Raw genomic sequence first — 17,465 nt, 5'->3', positions numbered from 1 at the left:
CTGACCATGTTTACGGTGATTGCGCCGCGCGAGCCAGAGCGACTGTTGCTGCGCGCAATTCGTCGGCGGAGTCGAGCGGCGACAGATAGCCGGCGCGCGTCATGGCTCGCCCACGCGGCGTGGTGACATCGAGGTCGAGGCCGTATCGGTCGGCTCCGACACAGGTTGCCGCTGTCGCATCCGGGAACCCGCCGAGCTTCCGGGCCATCGCCAGCAGTGCGTCGGCGTGATCGTCGTTGAGATGCGCGATCGCACGAGCCGCCGACGGGGTCACAGGATCCGGCAACGCTTCGGCATAGTCCTTGGCGGTGGCCGAATCCATCCGTCCGTACCCACCGACCCAGCGCGCGCGCTGAACCCGAAGAACCCAGAGCGTGAAGTCGCTGAAATCGATGTACACGCGGGCCGCGGGGACAGCGGCCAGGTGTGCTTCGCGCGCGGCGGCCAATTCCTCACCTTCGGGACGCTCGACGTACCCGGCGAGAGTGATGCGGGTGCCGGCGAGCGGGTCGGACTGCGGGTCGGGCGCGACGATCGCGATGCTCGCGCGTGGGTCGCGCGCAAGATTGCGGCCGTGCTCTGCCATGTGCGACACGCACAACACCGGTGAGCCGCCGACCAGTCCGTACGTCACGAAGGAGGCCCAAGGGTCTCCTTCCTTCGTGAGGGTCGCGAGAGTGCCGGTGTTCGTCGACGCCGCGACCGTCCGCGCTTCCTCGGCGGCAGTAGGTCGGGTCGCGTTGACGATCTCCGCCAACGGCGGCGGCACGGTGGGAGCGTCGCCGGGGTCTCCGTGATCCGAGTTCGTCATTCACGAGACGCTACCGACACGCCGGCTTCCGAGCGAGCCGTCATGGATGGGCATGATGGGCCGCGGCGGAGCGGCAAGCAGAGGACGGGTTCATCGAGTGCACGAGTTGTCCTGCAGCAGTGTCGTGTAGGCGGTAGCGTCCGTGCGCATGAAGCGCTCCGTGCAGGGTGTACTCGCGGCGACGGCATGTGCAGCAACGGTGGCGGTGCCCGGGTGGGCGTACGCCACCCCGAGCGAGGGCATCTCAGGGGTGACATGGGTGGACATCGAGGTGCCACCGGGACTGCTGCCGGTCGTACCGGACGGTGTGCACGCCGTGGCCCGGGAGATCACCATCGAACCGGGTGGTAGCACCGGTTGGCACTATCACGATGGTCCCGTGCTCGGCATCGTGCGGGCCGGCGCATTGACGCATCCCGAAGGAGACTGCGAGCCTGTCGTGTTCGAGACCGGTGATTTCATCAACGAACCGTCGGGTCGGGACCACCTGCACGTGGGCCGGAATCTCGGCGCGGAGCCGGTGATCCTCGACGTGGTGTACCTCGTGCCGATCGGGTCGCCGCTGTTCGAGGATGTTCCGGCGCCCGCCTGCGATTGATGTCGGAGCAGTGGCGGGCTCCTGGCGGTAACAGCTCGAGTCGAGTCGTCGGCGAGAAATGTGAAGTTTTTCATCGGGACGCAGGCGTGCGGCTCCCTCTCGGGTCCGCGGTCGTCTCCCCGCAGAGCGACGATCGACGAATCTCGACGGAACGATCGTCCCTGACGACAGCATCTGCAGGCGTCGGCGTTCGACCGCGATCGGACGGCCGAGGGATCGAATTCCGGTTCGACATCGGGATCGCTTGTGACAGCAGTCTTCCCACTGCTTGCGAAGACTTCTTTCCTGACGGCGATGCTGTGCGCTGATCGCACCCGCGTCACGACAGGTCGAGGGGCCATCGAATCGGTGGCGCGCCGGACTGCGGCGTTGTCGGTCGCGAGCAGACATGGGGTCGACGGTCGGGCGCCCGTCGGGCCGTCGAAGCCTGTCGGCGGAGTTCGAGTTACCGGCGAGTAAATATCGTTCTCGAGTTCTCGCACGTAGCCTGATACCCGATGCAATCCCGCACGCGGAGCATTTCGTGAGGCGGACCGAACCGACGTAGGGAGTCGAGACAAGAATGAGCGCCGACAAGCAGTCGACCATTATCTATACGTTGACCGACGAGGCGCCGTTGCTTGCGACCTACGCCTTCCTGCCGATCGTGCGTACCTTCGCTGGGGCCGCGGGCATCGAGGTCGAGACCAGCGACATCTCGGTGCCTGCGCGGATCCTGGCCGAGTTCCCCGAGCACCTCACGGAAGAGCAGCGCGTCCCGGACAACCTGGCCGAGCTGGGTCGTCTGACGCAACTGCCCGAGACCAACATCATCAAACTGCCCAACATCAGTGCGTCCGTACCGCAGCTCCTGGCTGCCATCAAGGAACTGCAGAGCAAGGGCTACCAGGTCCCGGATTTCCCGGACGCCCCGAAGACGGACGAAGAGCGTGCCATCCGGGAGCGCTACGGCAAGATTCTCGGCAGTGCGGTCAACCCTGTCCTGCGTGAGGGCAACTCCGATCGGCGCGCACCCCGGGCGGTGAAGGAGTACGCCCGTAAGCACCCGCACAGCATGGGCGAGTGGTCGATGGCCTCGCGCAGCCACGTCGCGCACATGCGGCACGGCGACTTCTACCACGGCGAGAAGTCGATGACGCTGGACCGGGCGCGCAAGGTCCGGATGGAGCTGGTGACCGAGGGTGGCGAGACGATCGTCCTCAAGCCCGAGGTGGAGCTCGGTGAGGGCGACATCATGGACAGCATGTTCATGAGCAAGAAGGCGTTGCTGGAGTTCTACGAGGAGCAGATGGAGGATGCGCGCAAGACGGGCGTGATGTTCTCCCTCCACGTCAAGGCGACGATGATGAAGGTCTCGCACCCCATCGTCTTCGGCCATGCGGTGAAGACCTTCTACAAGGACGCCTTCGCCAAGCATCAGAAGCTGTTCGACGAACTGGGCGTCAACGTCAACAACGGTCTCGGCGACCTGTACGACAAGATCGAGGCGCTGCCCAGCACGCAGCGGGACGAAATCAAGCAGGACCTGCACAACTGCCATGAGCACCGGCCCGAATTGGCCATGGTCGATTCCGCCCGCGGCATCTCCAACTTCCATTCCCCCAGCGATGTCATCGTGGATGCCTCGATGCCCGCAATGATTCGCTCGGGCGGCAAGATGTACGGCGCCGACGGACGACCCAAGGACGTCAAGGCGGTCATGCCGGAGTCGACTTTCGCGCGCATCTACCAGGAGATCATCAACTTCTGCAAGACCAACGGCGCGTTCGACCCGACGACCATGGGTACCGTCCCCAACGTCGGTCTCATGGCGCAGAAGGCCGAGGAGTACGGCTCGCACGACAAGACCTTCGAAGTTCCGGAGGAGGGCGAGGCCAACTTCGTCGATGTCGAAACCGGCGAGGTGCTGCTCACCCAGCACGTCGAGGCGGGCGACATCTGGCGCATGTGCACCGTCAAGGACGCGCCGATCCGCGACTGGGTCAAGCTCGCGGTCACCCGGGCACGCAACTCCGGTATGCCGGTCCTGTTCTGGCTCGACCCGTACCGCCCCCACGAGAACGAGTTGATCAAGAAGGTCGAGCTGTACCTGCAGGATCATGACACCGAGGGCCTCGACATCCACATCATGTCGCAGGTGCGCTCGATGCGGTACACACTGGAGCGGCTGATCCGCGGAATGGACACTATCGCCGCGACCGGCAACATCCTGCGCGACTACCTCACCGACCTGTTCCCGATCCTCGAACTCGGGACGAGCGCCAAGATGCTGTCGATCGTGCCGCTGATGGCGGGCGGCGGCCTCTACGAGACGGGCGCCGGAGGGTCGGCGCCCAAGCACGTCAAGCAGTTGGTGGAGGAGAACCACCTGCGCTGGGATTCGCTCGGTGAGTTCCTGGCGTTGGCCGTGAGCCTGGAGGACCTCGGTATCAAGACCGGCAACGAGCGCGCCAAGATCGTGGCGAACGCGCTCGATGCAGCGACCGGCAAGCTGCTGGAGACGAACAAGAGCCCGTCGCGCAAGGTCGGCGAGCTCGACAACCGGGGCAGCCAGTTCTACCTCGCGATGTACTGGGCACAGGAACTTGCCGCGCAGACCGAGGATCCGGAACTCGCCGAACAGTTCGCCCCGCTGGCCGAGGCGCTGGCCAGGGACGAGGACACGATCGTGCGGGAGTTGAACGAGGTGCAGGGCGCGCCGGTCGACATCGGCGGCTACTACCGGCCGGACAGGGACAAGACCGTGGCCGTGATGCGGCCGAGTCGGACCCTGACCACCGCGCTGACGGCAGTCGACCCTGAGGCCGGAAACGCACCGTGACAGGTAGACCTGCATCCGTGTAGACAAGCCGCCGCTCCTCGGCCGGTGTGACCGCGCGGGTCGTCACGCAGTCCCGAGAATGCACGGGCAGAGGGAGGTCGACCGGCCCCGAATGAAGGGCCGGTCGACCTCCTCGCGTAGTGCGCCTCGGCGCGGTTCTCGTGTTCCGGTCTACGGGACCGTTCCGCTGCGGTCGGCGGAGGAATCCGGCGTCGCGTCGAGCCGGTCGATCGTGTCGAGCGCCTCGTCCAGCCAGGTAAGCCAGGTCTCCTCGAGGAGGATGCCGAGGCGGAGCACAAGGTGCTGCAGGATGCTCCGCGCGTCGCCCCGAGCCTCGGCGAAGTCGCGTTGCTCGATGGCGCGATACTGCTCGAGCATCGCCGCGCGATACGCCCGTTGATGTTCCAGCGCGGGACGCGCGGCGTCGGGATCGTCGAGCGCCGCGGCCGCGCGCAGGCGCACGGAGACACCGGAGCGCACCACGTCCGGATCCTCGATCTCGGAGATCCAGCCGCGCAGCAGTCGGCGACCATCGGGTGTGATGGTGAAACGTCGAGGCTGACCGCGGCCGGGTTTTCCGTCCGTCGGGACTTCGCGGATCAGGTCGCCCGCCCGCATCCGATCCAGTTCGCGGTAGATCTGCTGGTGGGTCGCGGGCCAGAAGTACCCGATCGACCGGTCGAAGCGCCGCGCCAGTTCCAGTCCGGTGCTGTCGCGCTCGACCAGCGCGGTGAGGATGGCGAACCTGAGAGACACCGCGTCAGCCTAGGTCACACTATCCGGCGTCGATCGTGGCGACCCGGCGTCGTTCGAGGGACGTCCACGCCTGCTCGTATTCGTCGCGAAGTCGTTGGACGAGCTCGCGGACGGGGACGACGGACTCGATCGCGCCGAGGCCCTGGCCGGCTCCCCAGATGTCGCGCCAGGCCTTGGCGTCGGTGGTGCCACCGGACCCGAAGTTCATGGCGGACGGATCGGATTCGGGGAGGTCGTCGGGGTCGAGTCCGGCGGCGACGATGCTTCCTCGCAGGTAGTTGCCGTGCACGCCGGTGAACAGGTTGCTGTAGACGATGTCCTTGGCGGTGCTGTCGACGATCATGTTCTTGTAGTCCTCGGCGCTGCGGGCCTCCTCGGTGGCGAGGAAGGCCGTGCCGGCGTAGGCGAGGTCGGCGCCGGCGGCCTGCGCGGCGAGGATCGAGCGGCCGTGAGCGATCGAGCCGGACAGCAGCAGGGGGCCGTCGAACCACCGACGGATCTCCTGGAGCAACGCGAACGGGGACTGCGTCCCGGCATGCCCGCCTGCGCCCGCGGCGACGGCGACGATGCCGTCGGCGCCCTTGTCGATCGCCTTGTGTGCGAACTCGTTCGAGATCACGTCGTGCAGGACGATGCCACCGTAGGAGTGAACGGCCTCGTTGACCTCCTTACGGGCACCGAGCGAGGTGATCACGATCGGGACCCGATGCTCGACGATCACCTCGAGGTCCTGCTCGAGCCGCTCGTTGGAGCGGTGCACGATCTGGTTGACGGCGAACGGCGCGACGTACTCCTCGGGGTGGCGTGCCGCGTAGTCGGCGTTGCTCTCGGTGATCTGCTGCAGCCAGTCGACGAGCATCGACTGAGGACGCGCGTTGAGTGCCGGGAACGACCCGACGACTCCGGCCTGGCACTGGGCGGACACCAGTTCCGGCCCTGACGCGATGAACATCGGGGAAGCGACCAGGGGCACGCTCAGCGGGCCGGACAGGATCGGTGGCAGCGTCATGATGTGTTCCTTCTTCGTCTCCGGAGGGTCCCTCTGCCGCCAGACTATGTGCAACAAGGTGCAAAAAACAATGGGTCGACGTCACCTAGCTTGGAACAGAGGGTTTTCGGGGATCACAGCTGTGTGCACCCAGTGGCACTACGGGCGTCAGCGGGTGATCTCGCGCAGTGTGCAACGAGCGGCACCACTCAGTGCGTATTGAGCGTGATCGCTCAGTGCGCGGACCCGATCGTCGGCGTGCACGGGGCGTCCTCGCCGTGGCCGAGGCGCTGACCGGACCGGCTCAGCAGCACCGCGAGCATGCACCGGTGGATGTTCTCCGCTTGCTGCTGTGCCGCGGACGTGCCCAGCAGGACCCCGAGATCCGGCACCAGGTTGATCGCGGCGTACATGAGGAAGCGGGCATCCGCGGCGGACAGACCGTCGCAGATCGCCTGCAGGTAGGACGACCACTGCTCCACATTGGCGCGCTGACGCAGCCGCAGATCGGCGCGCGAGGCGTCCGGAACGTTGACGAGCTCGGCGAAGTACACCGACATCAGTTCCCGCTGGGAGAACGACAGGTCGACGTAGATCGAGACCAGCGATCGCAACGCGTCCTCCGGATCGGACGCTGCGGCCGTCCCGGCGGCCACGGCTGTCTCGAGTCGGTCGGCCGCTCGGTGGAAGGCCGCAGCGAGGATGTCGGACTTCGACACGAAATAACGGTAGATCCCGGAGGCGGGGAGGCCGACCGTGGCAGCGATGTCCTCGACCGCGACCTCGTTGTAGCCCCGTTGGTGGAACAGCCCGACCGCCGAACGCAGCAGGTTTTCCCGCATGTTGTCCTGGCCCGGGCGATCCGCGGCGGCGACTCGCTCGGGCGCGGCGGGAGCGGGGGAGAAGCGGGTCTCGGCGAGCGCGGTGCACGCATCGAGCAGTAGTTGTTCCATGTACCGCGGAGGCAGCGTCAGATTGTGCACGGTGATGCTGCCGATGGTGCTGAGCATGGCCGCGACGAGCACGAACGCGTCCTCGTCGGACAGATCCGGCCGGATCTGCTGCAGTGGGCGACGGATGCGGGCATTGACCGCCCAGGAGCGTTCGCGGATGGCGGGGCGGTCCTCCTTCCGGAGATATCTGCGCTCCCATCGGTAGATCCCGGCCGACCGACGCTGCTCGATCGTCACCGCGATGATCGCGGACATCTGGGCACGGAGGGTCTCCCGTGGATCGCGCGCGGGGTCGTCGGGCACGGAATCGAGGGCGCCCTCGAGCGAATCGATCAGCATGAGCGCCGAATTCAGGAACAGGGCGTACTTGCCCGGAAAGTGCCGGTAGAGCGCGGACTTCGTGACACCGACCTCCGTCGCGATGTCCTCGACGCTCACACCGTGGTAGCCGCGCTCGGCGAAGGCGACGGCAGCTGCGGCGGCGATTCGCGCACGACGATCCTTCGGGCGGGTTCGTCGTCCGGTGTCGGGGGACGTCTTGCCGACCACGCGTGTTCGCCTCACTGATTCTGGATGTCGTTCGCGGAGGATCGGTGTCGCTCCGTCGGGGAAATTCTCGACCCGTTCTGCGAGCAGCGTACACACCGACGGGGCATCGATCCATCCGAGCGGCCGGTTCCTTGTTGCCATCGGGGCCGTCCGAACGATGTCCGCGCGACGTCGATCGGGTCTTCGGAGACCTTCGGAATGGCCGTTCACAAATTCCGGATGTTCCTGATAACCTCCCCGGCGGTCGTGCCGGCGGACCGGTTCGATCGATCCTGATCCGGCCCGGGCCGGGACCGTCGTTCTCCGCTCGTTCTTCCATCCATCGAGGAGGGCTCTGCCATGCTTGCCATCGCCCGCAGGATCCTGTCCTACGAGATGACCGTCGCCGAGTTCATCGGACTCGTCATCCTCGTCGCAATCCCGTACGGCCTGGTCGGGGTGATCTGGACCCTCACCCACACCTCACATCTCGGTGCCATGGACGGGGCGGATCTGGTGATCTCGTTCCTCGGATCGATCGTGTGCTGGCCGGTCCTCATCTTCTCCGACGTGTGCATGACATGAACGTCGGAATGGTTGTTCACTTAGCTCTTGTCCGGCACAGGACGGGTGTGGCACACTTCACGCGCTCGGACCGTGACGCGCTCCGCCACCGGCCGGACAGTTCCACTCGGCGCCGACGGGCGGTTTCCGGCGCCGACATCCAGGGGGGTTCGATGAAGGGAACCGGTAGATGACCTACGAGTTGCCGAACTCGCGTGGTCCCATCAGGGACGTCGCGACGGAAGGTGGCTATCTCATCGGCTTCGCCGTCCAATCGCTCGTGGTCCTCGCGGCCGCGGTGCTCAGACGGCGACTTTCGTTGCACGAGACGGTCACTCAGACACTCTTCATTGGGAGGGTCTGTACCGGGCCGTCCCTGCTGCTCATGGTCCCGGTGGGGGTGTTCATCGCCGTGTCCGTCGGCGAACTCGCCGGCCGCATCGGAGCCGGCGGCTACTCGGGTGCCGTCGTCGCGTTCATCATCGTCGGCCAGGCCTCGGCCCTGGTCTGCGCGCTCATGCTCGCCGGCGTCGCCGGCTCCGCCATCTGCACCGATCTCGGGTCCCGCAAGATCCGCGAGGAGATCGACGCGATGGAGGTGATGGGTCTCGACATCCTCGAGCGCCTCGTCGCCCCCCGGCTCGTCGGAGCGGTCATCGTCTCGTTGGCGCTGTGCTCGATGGTCACGGTCGGTGGTGTCGCCGCATGCTGGCTCTACCACATCTACGTGCAGCATCTGCCGGCCGGCACGTTCATGGCGACCTTCGCCGAGTACGGCCGACCGGCCGATTTCGTCATGGCCCTCGTGAAGTCCGCGGTGTTCGGCCTGCTCGCGGCGCTGGTCGCCACGTTCAAGGGGTTGCACACCAAGGGCGGCCCGCGCGGGGTGGCCGACGCGGTGAACGAAGCCGTCGTCATCGCCTTCGCGCTCGTCTTCATCGTCAACACCGCTCTGTCGGCGCTGTACACGGTGATCGTCCCGGCAGTGGGTGAGTTCCGATGAGCACCGATGTCCGATTGCAGGCCACACGGCTGGCGCAACCGATCCGGCAGACCGGCGACAACCTGGCCACGCTCGGGATGCACGTCACCTTCTACTGCCGCACCGTGGCGTCGATTCCCTACGCGCTCACCAGATTCCGAAAGCACGTCATCGCGCAGATCAGCGAGGTCAGCTTCGGCACGCAGTCGTTGCTGTCCGGCGGTGGCACGATCGGCATCGTCTTCGCGATGTCGCTTGCCGCAGCCATGATGCTCGGCGTCGAGACCCAGCGCGGCCTCGAACTCGTCGGGATGACCACGATGTCGGGCATGCTCTCCGCCGTGGCCAACACCCGCGAGCTGGCACCGGTCGTCGTCGCCATCGCCCTGTCGGCGAAGGTGGGAGTCGGCTTCACCGCCCAGATCGGGGCGATGCGCATCTCCGACGAGATCGACGCGCTCGACTCGATGGCCATCAAGTCGATCCCATTCCTGGCCGCCACCCGCACCATCGCCGCGATGGTGTGTGTCATCCCGATCTACATGATCGGGCTGCTGGCCAGCTACCTGTCCACCCGGCTGGTCGTGGTGGTGTTCAACGGCGCGTCCGCGGGCACCTACGACTACTTCTTCCACCTCGTGCTCACCCCGCAGGACCTGCTGTATTCGGGCATCAAGGCCATGGCCTTCGCGATGGTCGTCAGCCTGGTGCACTGCGCCTACGGCTACTACGCCTCGGGTGGTCCCGCCGGCGTCGGTGCCGCCGCGGGTCGGGCGCTGCGCACGGCGATCCTGTCCATCGGTGTGCTCGACGTGCTGCTGACCTTCGCGCTGTGGGGACTGGTTCCCGAAATTCCTGGTATGGGGGTGTGATTCGTGGACCGTCCCAGTTCACGCGAACGACTGAATTATCTGGTCCGGGGTGCTGTGGCCTTCGCCGTGGCCCTCGGCGTCGCGGCGGTGATGGTGCTGCGCGGTACCGGCGCGCTCGATCGGACCGAGGACGTCTTCGTCGAGGTGCCCTCCGCCGTCGGCCTGGTCAACGCCGGAGCACCGGTCCGGTATCTCGGCGTCGACATCGGCCGGATCGCCTCGATCGAGGCCGGCGCCACCGAATCGCGGGTGCGACTGGCCGTCGACATCGATGCCTCCCGCACGATCCCGTCCGACGTCCTGGCCCGCGTGGTTCCGCGCACCTTCTTCGGCGACATCTACGTCGAATTGGTCACCACCGATCCGGCCGGCGGCGATGCGGCCCACGGCAGCGCCGGGCCTTCCGAGGCGGTCGCCCTCGCCGAGGTCGACTCGATCGCCGTCGACACCGGCCCCGAGGCCGTCGCGATGTACGACGTGTTCACCCGCATGTCGAGTGTGCTCGAGCAGATGCAGCCGCAGGAGATGGCCAAGGCCCTCGACGCGCTCGGGCGCGCCCTGGACGGTAACGGTGAGACCATCGGACGCACCATCGACCGGCTCGCCGCGACCACCGACCAGCTCACTCCGTCGCTGAACGAGTTCATCGACGCGACACCGCAATTCGTCACGGTCATGGAATCGCTCCAGACCGCGACCCCGGATATGGTGGGCATGCTCTCCGCCGCGACCGAGGTCTCCCGGGCCATCGTCGAACACCGCGGCGACCTGGCCGACACGATGGGAGCGGCGACTCTGCTCGCCGCCTCCGTCGACGGATTCACCGGCCCCCGACTGGACACGATGATCACGGTCACCGACTCGATCGGCACGATCCTCGCGACCACCGGCGCCGATCCGGACGGCCTCTACGCCACCCTCGCGAACGCGGAGACCTTCGGCGCCGCCGGTGCCCGGGTCTTCGGCAACGGCCGGTTCGACATCACCGCCGTCCCGACCTTCGCCGGCCCGCTGCCCTACACCGCTGCGGACTGCCCCAGTTACGGGTCCCTCACCGGCGCGAACTGCAACAGTCCCGGCAACGGCTCCTACAGTGCCGCCAAGCCGGTGATCAACGCGGCCGCCGAGGCCGGCCCCCTGCAACTTCTCGAACAGCAATTGCGCGGCGAGCCCGCCGCGGCGCCGGCGGAACAGGACACGGCGGAGCCGACCGGACCGCACGCCGCGGTGACGGCGCTGCTCGCCCCCCTCTTCCGCGGAAGCGAGGTACGGATTCCGTGAAACTGACACGACTCCAGGTCTCGACCCTGGTCGGCTACTGCACCATCGGCGTCGTCTGCAGCACCCTCGTCTACAACGCGCTGGCCGTGCCGGTGCGGGGTGCCAGCGACAACTACGTCCTCGAGTTCACCGATGTCGAAGGGCTCAACCCCGGCAACCCCGTGACCCTGTCCGGGGTGCGGGTGGGCCGGGTCGACGCGGTCGACGTCGCCGACACCGACGACGGTCGCGCGCTCGCCCGCGTCACCGTGGAGGTCGAACGCGGACGCACCCTCCCGAAGGACGTCGAGGCGTCCGTCCGGTACGGCGACATGCTCGGCGCCCGTTATGTGGCGCTCACCCTGCCCGAGGCGGGGGTCGCCGCCGGATCCGACGGCACCGAGGCGGGGGTGCCCGCCGAATCCGACGGCACCGAGGTGCTCGAACCGGGAGGCGTGGTGCCCGTTTCGCAGACCACCCCGCCCATCGACCTCACCGCCCTGATGAACGGCTTCCGGCCCCTGTTCGAGTCGTTGCCCCCGCAGGAGGTGAATGTCCTCGCCCGGAACGTGGTCGACACCTTCAACGGCCGAGGCGACGCGGTCGCCCGGTTCCTCGACCGGGTGGCGGTGCTGTCGACGCAGCTCGGCGACCGCGAACACATCCTCGGCGAGGTCACGACGAACATGAACCGCATCCTTGGTTCGCTCGACAACCGGCACGACGAACTGCGCGACCTCACCGACGGGCTGGCCGCGCTCAGCGCCTCGGTGGTGGGGGACGGGCAGCAACTGGCCGCCTTCCTCGACACCGGTGCGCAGAGCGTGTCCGCACTGGCGGACACCATCGCCGACTCGCAGGGCGCCTTCACCCGCAGCCTGCAGCAGTTCGGCGCCGTCACCGACCAGTGGATCGCGTCGACACCCGAGTTCGAGCGCATGCTCGCCGGCCTGCCCGCCTTCGCCGACAACATCAACCACACGGGGCAGTACGGCAGCTTCATCAGTCTCTATCTCTGCAATTTCACCCTGAAAGCAGGCGACGCGGAAGTGAACATCTTCGGCCCGACCCATTCGCCGGTGTGCTCATGATGACCCTCACCCGAATCATCGATCTGCTCGTGCGTTTCGTCACCGCACTCGGTGGCCGCATCGGCCGGGTGCCCCAGTTCGCGGCCTGGACGGTCGTCGTCGTGGTGGCGGTCGCCGGTGTCTCGCTCGTCGCGGTGGGCATCGCCTACATCGACGATCTCGTCCACGTCCTCCGAGGCGACGCAGCCTCGGCAGCCGGGGGAGGGGCACTCACCCGATGATGTTCCTCGTCAAGCTCATCGACGTCTTCGTCGGTGCCCTCGAGTTCCTGTTCGGTGGTGGCCGACGGCAGAACACCACCCACATGCCGCTCGTGCTCGGCACCATCGGAATCTTCGTCCTCGTCGTCGGACTCGGTGCGGCCGTGGGACTTCCGCGGGTGTGGTACCAGGTGCGCACCGAGCCGTACACGGCCGAGTTCGCCAATGCCGCCGGACTCGCCACCGGCGATCCGGTCTATGTCGCGGGCGTGGCGGCCGGGCGCGTGGAGGGCATCCGGCTCGCCGGTACCCACGTCGACGTCGACTTCCGCCTCGACAAGCAGCGCGCCGTGGGCAACACCTCCACCGCATCGGTCCGGCTCGAAACCGTCCTCGGCAAGCGGTATCTCGATCTCCGTCCCGCCGGGGTCGACGACGGAGCGAACCGGATCCCGCTGGCCCGCACCACCGTTCCCTACTCGCTCGACGAGATCGGAGCCGGCGCCGACGCGGTCGCCGAGGACCTCGACCTCGACGCGATGACCGAGATGATGAGCACCCTGTCGCAGGTGCTGCCGCGGGAGAGCGACGAACTCGACCGTGCCCTCACCGGTATCAGCGCCGCTTCGACCGCGTTCTCCCGGCACGGCGAACAGTTCGACCAGCTCCTCGACACCGCCCGGAAGCTGTCGGAAATGGCGGTCGACCAGCAGGACACCCTGGTGCAGAACGCGGTCGACGCCCGCACCCTCGTGCAGACCCTCGTCGTCCGCAAGGACACACTCACCCGGCTCGTCGAGAACCTGCGGGTCGTCATCGCGACCATGTCGGAGACGCTCACCGCCAACCGCGGCGACGCCGACCGCCTCGTCGCCAACCTGGTGGAGGTCTCCGGGACCCTCCAGCGCAACGCCGACCGGATCGGCCTGCTCATGGACCGCCTGCCCCCGGCCCTGCGCACCGTCACCGATGCCACGGGCAACGGCTCGTGGGCGGACGTCGTCACCCCCGCCACGGTCCTTCCCGACAATCTTCTCTGCGCGATCGGAGTGATGCAGGAATGCCGGTGACCTCGACACCGACGAGAACCTCGCGACGGAAGAAGATCGTCGCGGCGACCCTTGTCCTACTCCTTCTGATCGCGTTGCCCGCGTGGTACGTCTTCGGCCGCACCGACCGCAGCCACACCGTCCACGCCGACTTCGAATACGTCAACGGCATCTACGTGGGCAGCACCGTCGCCGTGCTCGGCGTGGAGGTCGGCACCGTCACCGACATCGAACCGCAGGGAACGTCCGTGCGAGTGACGATGACCGTCCCCGACGAGGTGACTCTCCCCGAGGACGTCTCCGCCTACGTGATGAGCCCCGCGATCATCAGCGAACGCTACGTCGAACTGGGGCCCGCCTACGACGGCGGTCCCACCTTCGCCGACGGCGGGGTGATCCCGAAGGACCGCAGCCACTCGCCGATCGACATCGACAACATGCTCGACAGCCTGTCCACGATCATCGAGACGATGGGACCGGACAACGCCGACCTCGGTGCCGTCCTCACCAGCGGAGCCGATGTGTGGGAGGGGCGCGGCGCGGCCTTCCACGACGCCATCGCCGATCTCGCCGCCGCCACGGGCGTCGTCGGGGCATCCACTGAGGACTTCGCACTGCTCGTCGAGAACCTCTCGACACTGCTGCGCGCCCTCGACGAACGGTCGGTGGGTCTCGACAGCATGGTCACCGATCTCAGCGCGCTCGCCGCGGTCTGGGAGGAGAGCGATCTCGACGTCACCGAGCCGTTGCAGCAACTGCAGGTCGTGTTCGACGAGGTCGACACCTTCGTCGCGCAGCACCAGGAGAGCTTCGGTGCGATCTCCGACAACCTGAAGGTCATCGGCGACACCCTCGGCGAGAACCCTCAGGGTCTGGCCGAGTTCATGGACCTCGTCCCGCTGATGATGGAGAACCTGACCGACACGATCGGCCCCGACGGTCGCGGCCGCATCCGTCTGAACATCTCCACCGCGCTGACGCAGTTCGCGGTCGCGGCCCCGCTGTGCGCGGAACATCCGCTCCCGCTGTGCACGGGAGCCGGCTTCACCAATCCGATCTCCTTCCCGATCAGCGCCTCGGATCCGCTCGGCATCGTCAGCGCGGTCACCGGTGGACAACCAGGAGGCAACCCGTGAGCTCAGCTTCTGCAGCGTCACCTCGTCGCTCCGTGACGCGGGTCCTGGCCCTCGTCGGTGCCGCTCTCACCTGCGCGACGGTGGTGTCCGGATGCGGCTACGGCATCCAGGATCTTCCCGTCGGACGCTCCATCGGCGGTGGCGACTTCGAGGTCACCGTGCAACTGCCGTCCGCGGACGGCCTGGTCCTCGGCGCCGACGTGCGCTACGGCCAGCAGATCGTCGGCCGCGTCGCCGGACTCGACACCGCACCCGGTGGCGCCGACGTGCGGGTCTCGCTCGAGGAAAACCTCGAGGTCCCGTCCGATGTCCTCGTCTCCGTCGAGATCCCGTCCGCGCTGGGCAGCCCGTACCTGCGACTCGTCCCGCCTCCGAACCCGAGTTCGTCGCTGCTCGCCGACGGTGACGTCGTATCGGAGCAGAACGTCGACCTCGGTCCCCGGGTGGAGACGATGCTCGCCGCGCTCGGCAATGTCGTCAGCGGCAGCGGACTGACCCAACTCGAAACCGTCGTGCGCGAACTCAACGTCGCATTCACCGGCCGATCCGGGAGCGTCCAGGCCCTCGCCGACACCGCGACCGAGATGATGACCCGCGCGATCGACGAACAGACCTCCTTCGACCAGGCCATGACGCTCGCCGCCGACGTCACCCGACGGATGGTCGAGGAGGAGGAGATGTTCGACCGCTATCTCGTCGAAACCGCCGGCGCCGTCGATGTCCTGGTGGCCCAACGCGAGAGTATGGCTTCCCTGCTCGACGCCACCACGCGCCTGGCGGCGAACGTCAACGAGTTGACTGCCGCGACCCCCGACGGGGCCGGCGGACTGCTACGCGACGCCGACACGATCACCGCCACGCTCGCGTCGTTCAACGACCGCATCGGCACCACCCTCGCCAACATGAACGCCTTCATGGCCGCCTTCGACAGTTCCGTCCGCGGCGACTACCTGGTGTTCGACGGTGCCCTGGAGATCCCGGAGAGCCTCGACACGATCTTCACCGGCGGGTATTTCACCGGTGACTTCACCGGATTCGACGACGCGTCCGCACCGGCTTCGCTGGAAGAACTGCTCGGAGGGGAGCGATGAAGAAGATCGTCGTCGTCCAGCTGGTCCTGTTCGTCATCACCGCGCTGACCGTGGTGCCCTACGGCATCTACTACATCGTCGGACCCACCGGTGTCGGCGACCGCATCAACATCCACGCCACGGTCGACAACGCCCTCGGTGTCGGCGAGGGCACCGTCGTGACCTATCGCGGTGTCCAGGCGGGCATGGTCACCGGTATCGGATTCGACCCCGAGACCCGGCGTGCCCGCCTCGATTTCGCGCTCGACGGCGACACCCGTATCCCCGTCGACTCCTACGCCAAGATCACCCAGGGCACCATGGCCGGCATGCTCAACGTCGACATCTTCCCGCGTGTCGACCACGGCCCCTATCTCGCCGACGGCGACGAGATCACGATGCCGGCCGAGGAGCAGCCCACCCAGATCTCCGAAACCCTCGCGCACACCGCCGATCTGCTCGAAACCATCGACCCCGCGGTGATCTCGACCGTCGGTCAGGAGCTCGGCAGCGCGTTCGAAGGACTCGGACCCGACCTGGCCCGTCTCGTCACCGACGCCGACCGGATCTCCGCGCAGCTCGCCGAGGACGCGCCCGCCCTCGCCGAACTGCTCGATCGCGCAGCCGGATTGACGGGCACCATGGCCGAGAACTCCACCGAGTTCGTCGACGGGATGGCGTCGGCGCGGACCGTCGCCGAATCATTGCAGGCCAACGAGGATCGCATCGCCTCGATGATGGCCACCGGCCCCGACGCGATGCGCCGTGCCGACGAGGCCATCGGCGCGAACCAGGAGTCGTTCTCCGCGGTGCTCGCCAACCTCGGCGCGGTCGGTCCGGTGATCTCCGACCGGTCCGCGGCGCTGCGCACCGGTCTGGACGCGATTCCCCGCGGCCTGGCGGCACTCGAATCGATCGTGCACGGCGACCGCGCGGACTTCGCCCTGATCGCTACGCAGGGACCGGCCTGCTACTACGACAATCCCCGTCGCGCGCTCGGCGACACGTCCCCGATCGAACCGAACCTCGACTACTACTGCCCGCCGGGCCAGGACCTCGAGCAACGCGGTTCCCGCAACGCACCCCGTCCGAACGATCTCGGGCTCGGAGGCACCATCCCGGGCACGGTGATCGGACCGCCTGTCGTTGCCGATCCGGTCCTCATCCCGAGCGGCACCGAACTGCTCTACTTCTGGAAGAGTCTGCTGGAAGGCAACACCCATGGCACACGATGACACCGGTACGGCAGTCCTCGACAAGGCTCCGGTCCCAGAGTCCACGACCGTCGAACGACGCTCGTCGAAGCCCCGCGGGCTGGTGGTCGCGTTGGTCCTCTCGATCAACGCTCTGCTCGTGATGCTGGCAGCACTCGTCGTGGTCCTCGTCGATCACCGCACCGACGAGCAGGCCGCACAGGAGGCGGTGGCACTGGCGCGCGAGTACGCCGTGGTGATGTCGACCTTCGACTACCAGAACCTCGACGCCAACCGCGAACGGATCGCGGAGATGTCCACGCCGGCCTTCGCCGAACGCTACGGATCGATGGTCGACGCATTGCGTGAACTCGTCACCGAGGGACAGGGGAGCGCCGAAGCGCAGGCGCTGCACGCAGCCGCCGAGCACGCCGACGGCGACACCGCCACGGTGCTCGTCTTCGCCGACCAGAACGCCACGAACGTCTCGACGCCCGACGGGGGCACCTCGCGTTTCCGCATGGTGTTCTCCCTGGTCCGCATCGACGACCGCTGGCTCGTCGACAACGTCGAAACACTCTGACCCACACCAC

At 67.2% G+C, this 17,465-nt stretch carries 17 protein-coding genes; 13 read left to right on the top strand and 4 right to left on the bottom strand.

The window, feature by feature from the left end:
* Positions 1-10: 10 nt before the first annotated feature.
* Positions 11-811 carry a DUF2470 domain-containing protein gene (locus tag B9C99_RS16585; protein ID WP_088898605.1) on the bottom strand — a complete coding sequence of 267 codons (801 nt, stop codon included), beginning with the start codon at positions 809-811 and terminating at the stop codon, positions 11-13.
* 148 nt (positions 812-959) lie between these two features.
* Between B9C99_RS16585 and B9C99_RS16580 the strand changes: the two genes are divergently transcribed.
* Positions 960-1,409: a cupin domain-containing protein gene (locus tag B9C99_RS16580; protein WP_088898604.1), complete on the top strand. Its 450-nt coding sequence runs from the start codon at positions 960-962 to the stop codon at positions 1,407-1,409.
* Positions 1,410-1,971: 562 nt separating this feature from the next.
* Positions 1,972-4,230 carry an NADP-dependent isocitrate dehydrogenase gene (locus B9C99_RS16575; protein ID WP_016696358.1) on the top strand — a complete coding sequence of 753 codons (2,259 nt, stop codon included), beginning with the start codon at positions 1,972-1,974 and terminating at the stop codon, positions 4,228-4,230.
* 171 nt (positions 4,231-4,401) lie between these two features.
* Here the strand turns inward: B9C99_RS16575 and B9C99_RS16570 are convergent, their stop codons facing one another.
* From B9C99_RS16570 to B9C99_RS16560, 3 genes are all read right to left on the bottom strand, one after another.
* A complete protein-coding gene (locus B9C99_RS16570) occupies positions 4,402-4,986 on the bottom strand; it encodes a PadR family transcriptional regulator (RefSeq protein ID WP_016696357.1) in 585 nt (194 codons plus the stop codon).
* A gap of 19 nt (positions 4,987-5,005) precedes the next feature.
* A complete protein-coding gene (locus B9C99_RS16565) occupies positions 5,006-5,995 on the bottom strand; it encodes a nitronate monooxygenase family protein (RefSeq protein WP_016696356.1) in 990 nt (329 codons plus the stop codon).
* A gap of 212 nt (positions 5,996-6,207) precedes the next feature.
* A complete protein-coding gene (locus B9C99_RS16560; RefSeq protein WP_172414979.1) occupies positions 6,208-7,491 on the bottom strand; it encodes a TetR/AcrR family transcriptional regulator in 1,284 nt (427 codons plus the stop codon).
* A 324-nt stretch (positions 7,492-7,815) separates the two neighbouring features.
* On the opposite strand from B9C99_RS16560, the gene B9C99_RS16555 reads away from it, so the two are divergent.
* The 11 genes from B9C99_RS16555 (at position 7,816) to B9C99_RS16505 (ending at position 17,455) form a co-directional block, all read left to right on the top strand.
* Positions 7,816-8,040, top strand: coding sequence for a hypothetical protein (locus B9C99_RS16555; RefSeq protein WP_016696354.1), 225 nt, complete (start codon positions 7,816-7,818; stop codon positions 8,038-8,040).
* 169 nt (positions 8,041-8,209) lie between these two features.
* Positions 8,210-9,022 (top strand): ABC transporter permease, encoded by an 813-nt coding sequence (locus B9C99_RS16550; RefSeq protein WP_016696353.1) that lies wholly within the window; start codon positions 8,210-8,212, stop codon positions 9,020-9,022.
* Positions 9,019-9,873, top strand: a complete 855-nt coding sequence (locus tag B9C99_RS16545; protein WP_088898603.1) for an ABC transporter permease — start codon at positions 9,019-9,021, stop codon at positions 9,871-9,873. The genes B9C99_RS16550 and B9C99_RS16545 overlap by 4 nt, the downstream gene beginning before the upstream one ends.
* A gap of 3 nt (positions 9,874-9,876) precedes the next feature.
* Entirely contained in the window at positions 9,877-11,154 is a 1,278-nt protein-coding gene (locus B9C99_RS16540; RefSeq protein WP_253250101.1) for an MCE family protein, read from the top strand.
* Entirely contained in the window at positions 11,151-12,224 is a 1,074-nt protein-coding gene (locus B9C99_RS16535) for an MlaD family protein (protein WP_016696350.1), read from the top strand. The genes B9C99_RS16540 and B9C99_RS16535 overlap by 4 nt, the downstream gene beginning before the upstream one ends.
* Positions 12,224-12,445, top strand: coding sequence for a hypothetical protein (locus B9C99_RS16530; RefSeq protein WP_088898601.1), 222 nt, complete (start codon positions 12,224-12,226; stop codon positions 12,443-12,445). Before B9C99_RS16535 ends, B9C99_RS16530 begins: the two co-directional genes overlap by 1 nt.
* The gene (locus B9C99_RS16525; RefSeq protein WP_229568124.1) at positions 12,442-13,494 is read left to right on the top strand and encodes an MCE family protein; all 1,053 of its coding nucleotides are present in this window, start codon (positions 12,442-12,444) and stop codon (positions 13,492-13,494) included. The genes B9C99_RS16530 and B9C99_RS16525 overlap by 4 nt, the downstream gene beginning before the upstream one ends.
* Positions 13,491-14,609: an MCE family protein gene (locus B9C99_RS16520; RefSeq protein WP_229568125.1), complete on the top strand. Its 1,119-nt coding sequence runs from the start codon at positions 13,491-13,493 to the stop codon at positions 14,607-14,609. The genes B9C99_RS16525 and B9C99_RS16520 overlap by 4 nt, the downstream gene beginning before the upstream one ends.
* 32 nt (positions 14,610-14,641) lie before the next feature.
* The gene (locus B9C99_RS16515; protein WP_016696346.1) at positions 14,642-15,700 is read left to right on the top strand and encodes an MlaD family protein; all 1,059 of its coding nucleotides are present in this window, start codon (positions 14,642-14,644) and stop codon (positions 15,698-15,700) included.
* Positions 15,697-16,914: an MlaD family protein gene (locus B9C99_RS16510; protein WP_016696345.1), complete on the top strand. Its 1,218-nt coding sequence runs from the start codon at positions 15,697-15,699 to the stop codon at positions 16,912-16,914. The genes B9C99_RS16515 and B9C99_RS16510 overlap by 4 nt, the downstream gene beginning before the upstream one ends.
* Complete coding sequence (locus tag B9C99_RS16505) at positions 16,901-17,455, top strand: hypothetical protein (RefSeq protein ID WP_016696344.1); 555 nt, start codon at positions 16,901-16,903, stop codon at positions 17,453-17,455. The genes B9C99_RS16510 and B9C99_RS16505 overlap by 14 nt, the downstream gene beginning before the upstream one ends.
* The last annotated feature ends 10 nt before the right edge of the window (positions 17,456-17,465 follow it).

Origin of the sequence: Rhodococcus sp. BUPNP1 (assembly GCF_002215235.1) — a bacterium.
GTDB lineage: Bacteria > Actinomycetota > Actinomycetes > Mycobacteriales > Mycobacteriaceae > Rhodococcus.
Note: the sequence above shows the minus strand (reverse complement) of the source record. Positions and strands in the feature narration are given on the sequence as shown.

Coding starts and splice junctions, on each gene's coding strand:
- B9C99_RS16585 (WP_088898605.1), bottom strand. CDS start 811: ATGACGAACTCGGATCACGGAGACCCCGGCGACGCTCCCACCGTGCCG.
- B9C99_RS16580 (WP_088898604.1), top strand. CDS start 960: ATGAAGCGCTCCGTGCAGGGTGTACTCGCGGCGACGGCATGTGCAGCA.
- B9C99_RS16575 (WP_016696358.1), top strand. CDS start 1,972: ATGAGCGCCGACAAGCAGTCGACCATTATCTATACGTTGACCGACGAG.
- B9C99_RS16565 (WP_016696356.1), bottom strand. CDS start 5,995: ATGACGCTGCCACCGATCCTGTCCGGCCCGCTGAGCGTGCCCCTGGTC.
- B9C99_RS16555 (WP_016696354.1), top strand. CDS start 7,816: ATGCTTGCCATCGCCCGCAGGATCCTGTCCTACGAGATGACCGTCGCC.
- B9C99_RS16550 (WP_016696353.1), top strand. CDS start 8,210: ATGACCTACGAGTTGCCGAACTCGCGTGGTCCCATCAGGGACGTCGCG.
- B9C99_RS16545 (WP_088898603.1), top strand. CDS start 9,019: ATGAGCACCGATGTCCGATTGCAGGCCACACGGCTGGCGCAACCGATC.
- B9C99_RS16530 (WP_088898601.1), top strand. CDS start 12,224: ATGACCCTCACCCGAATCATCGATCTGCTCGTGCGTTTCGTCACCGCA.
- B9C99_RS16525 (WP_229568124.1), top strand. CDS start 12,442: ATGATGTTCCTCGTCAAGCTCATCGACGTCTTCGTCGGTGCCCTCGAG.
- B9C99_RS16510 (WP_016696345.1), top strand. CDS start 15,697: ATGAAGAAGATCGTCGTCGTCCAGCTGGTCCTGTTCGTCATCACCGCG.
- B9C99_RS16505 (WP_016696344.1), top strand. CDS start 16,901: ATGGCACACGATGACACCGGTACGGCAGTCCTCGACAAGGCTCCGGTC.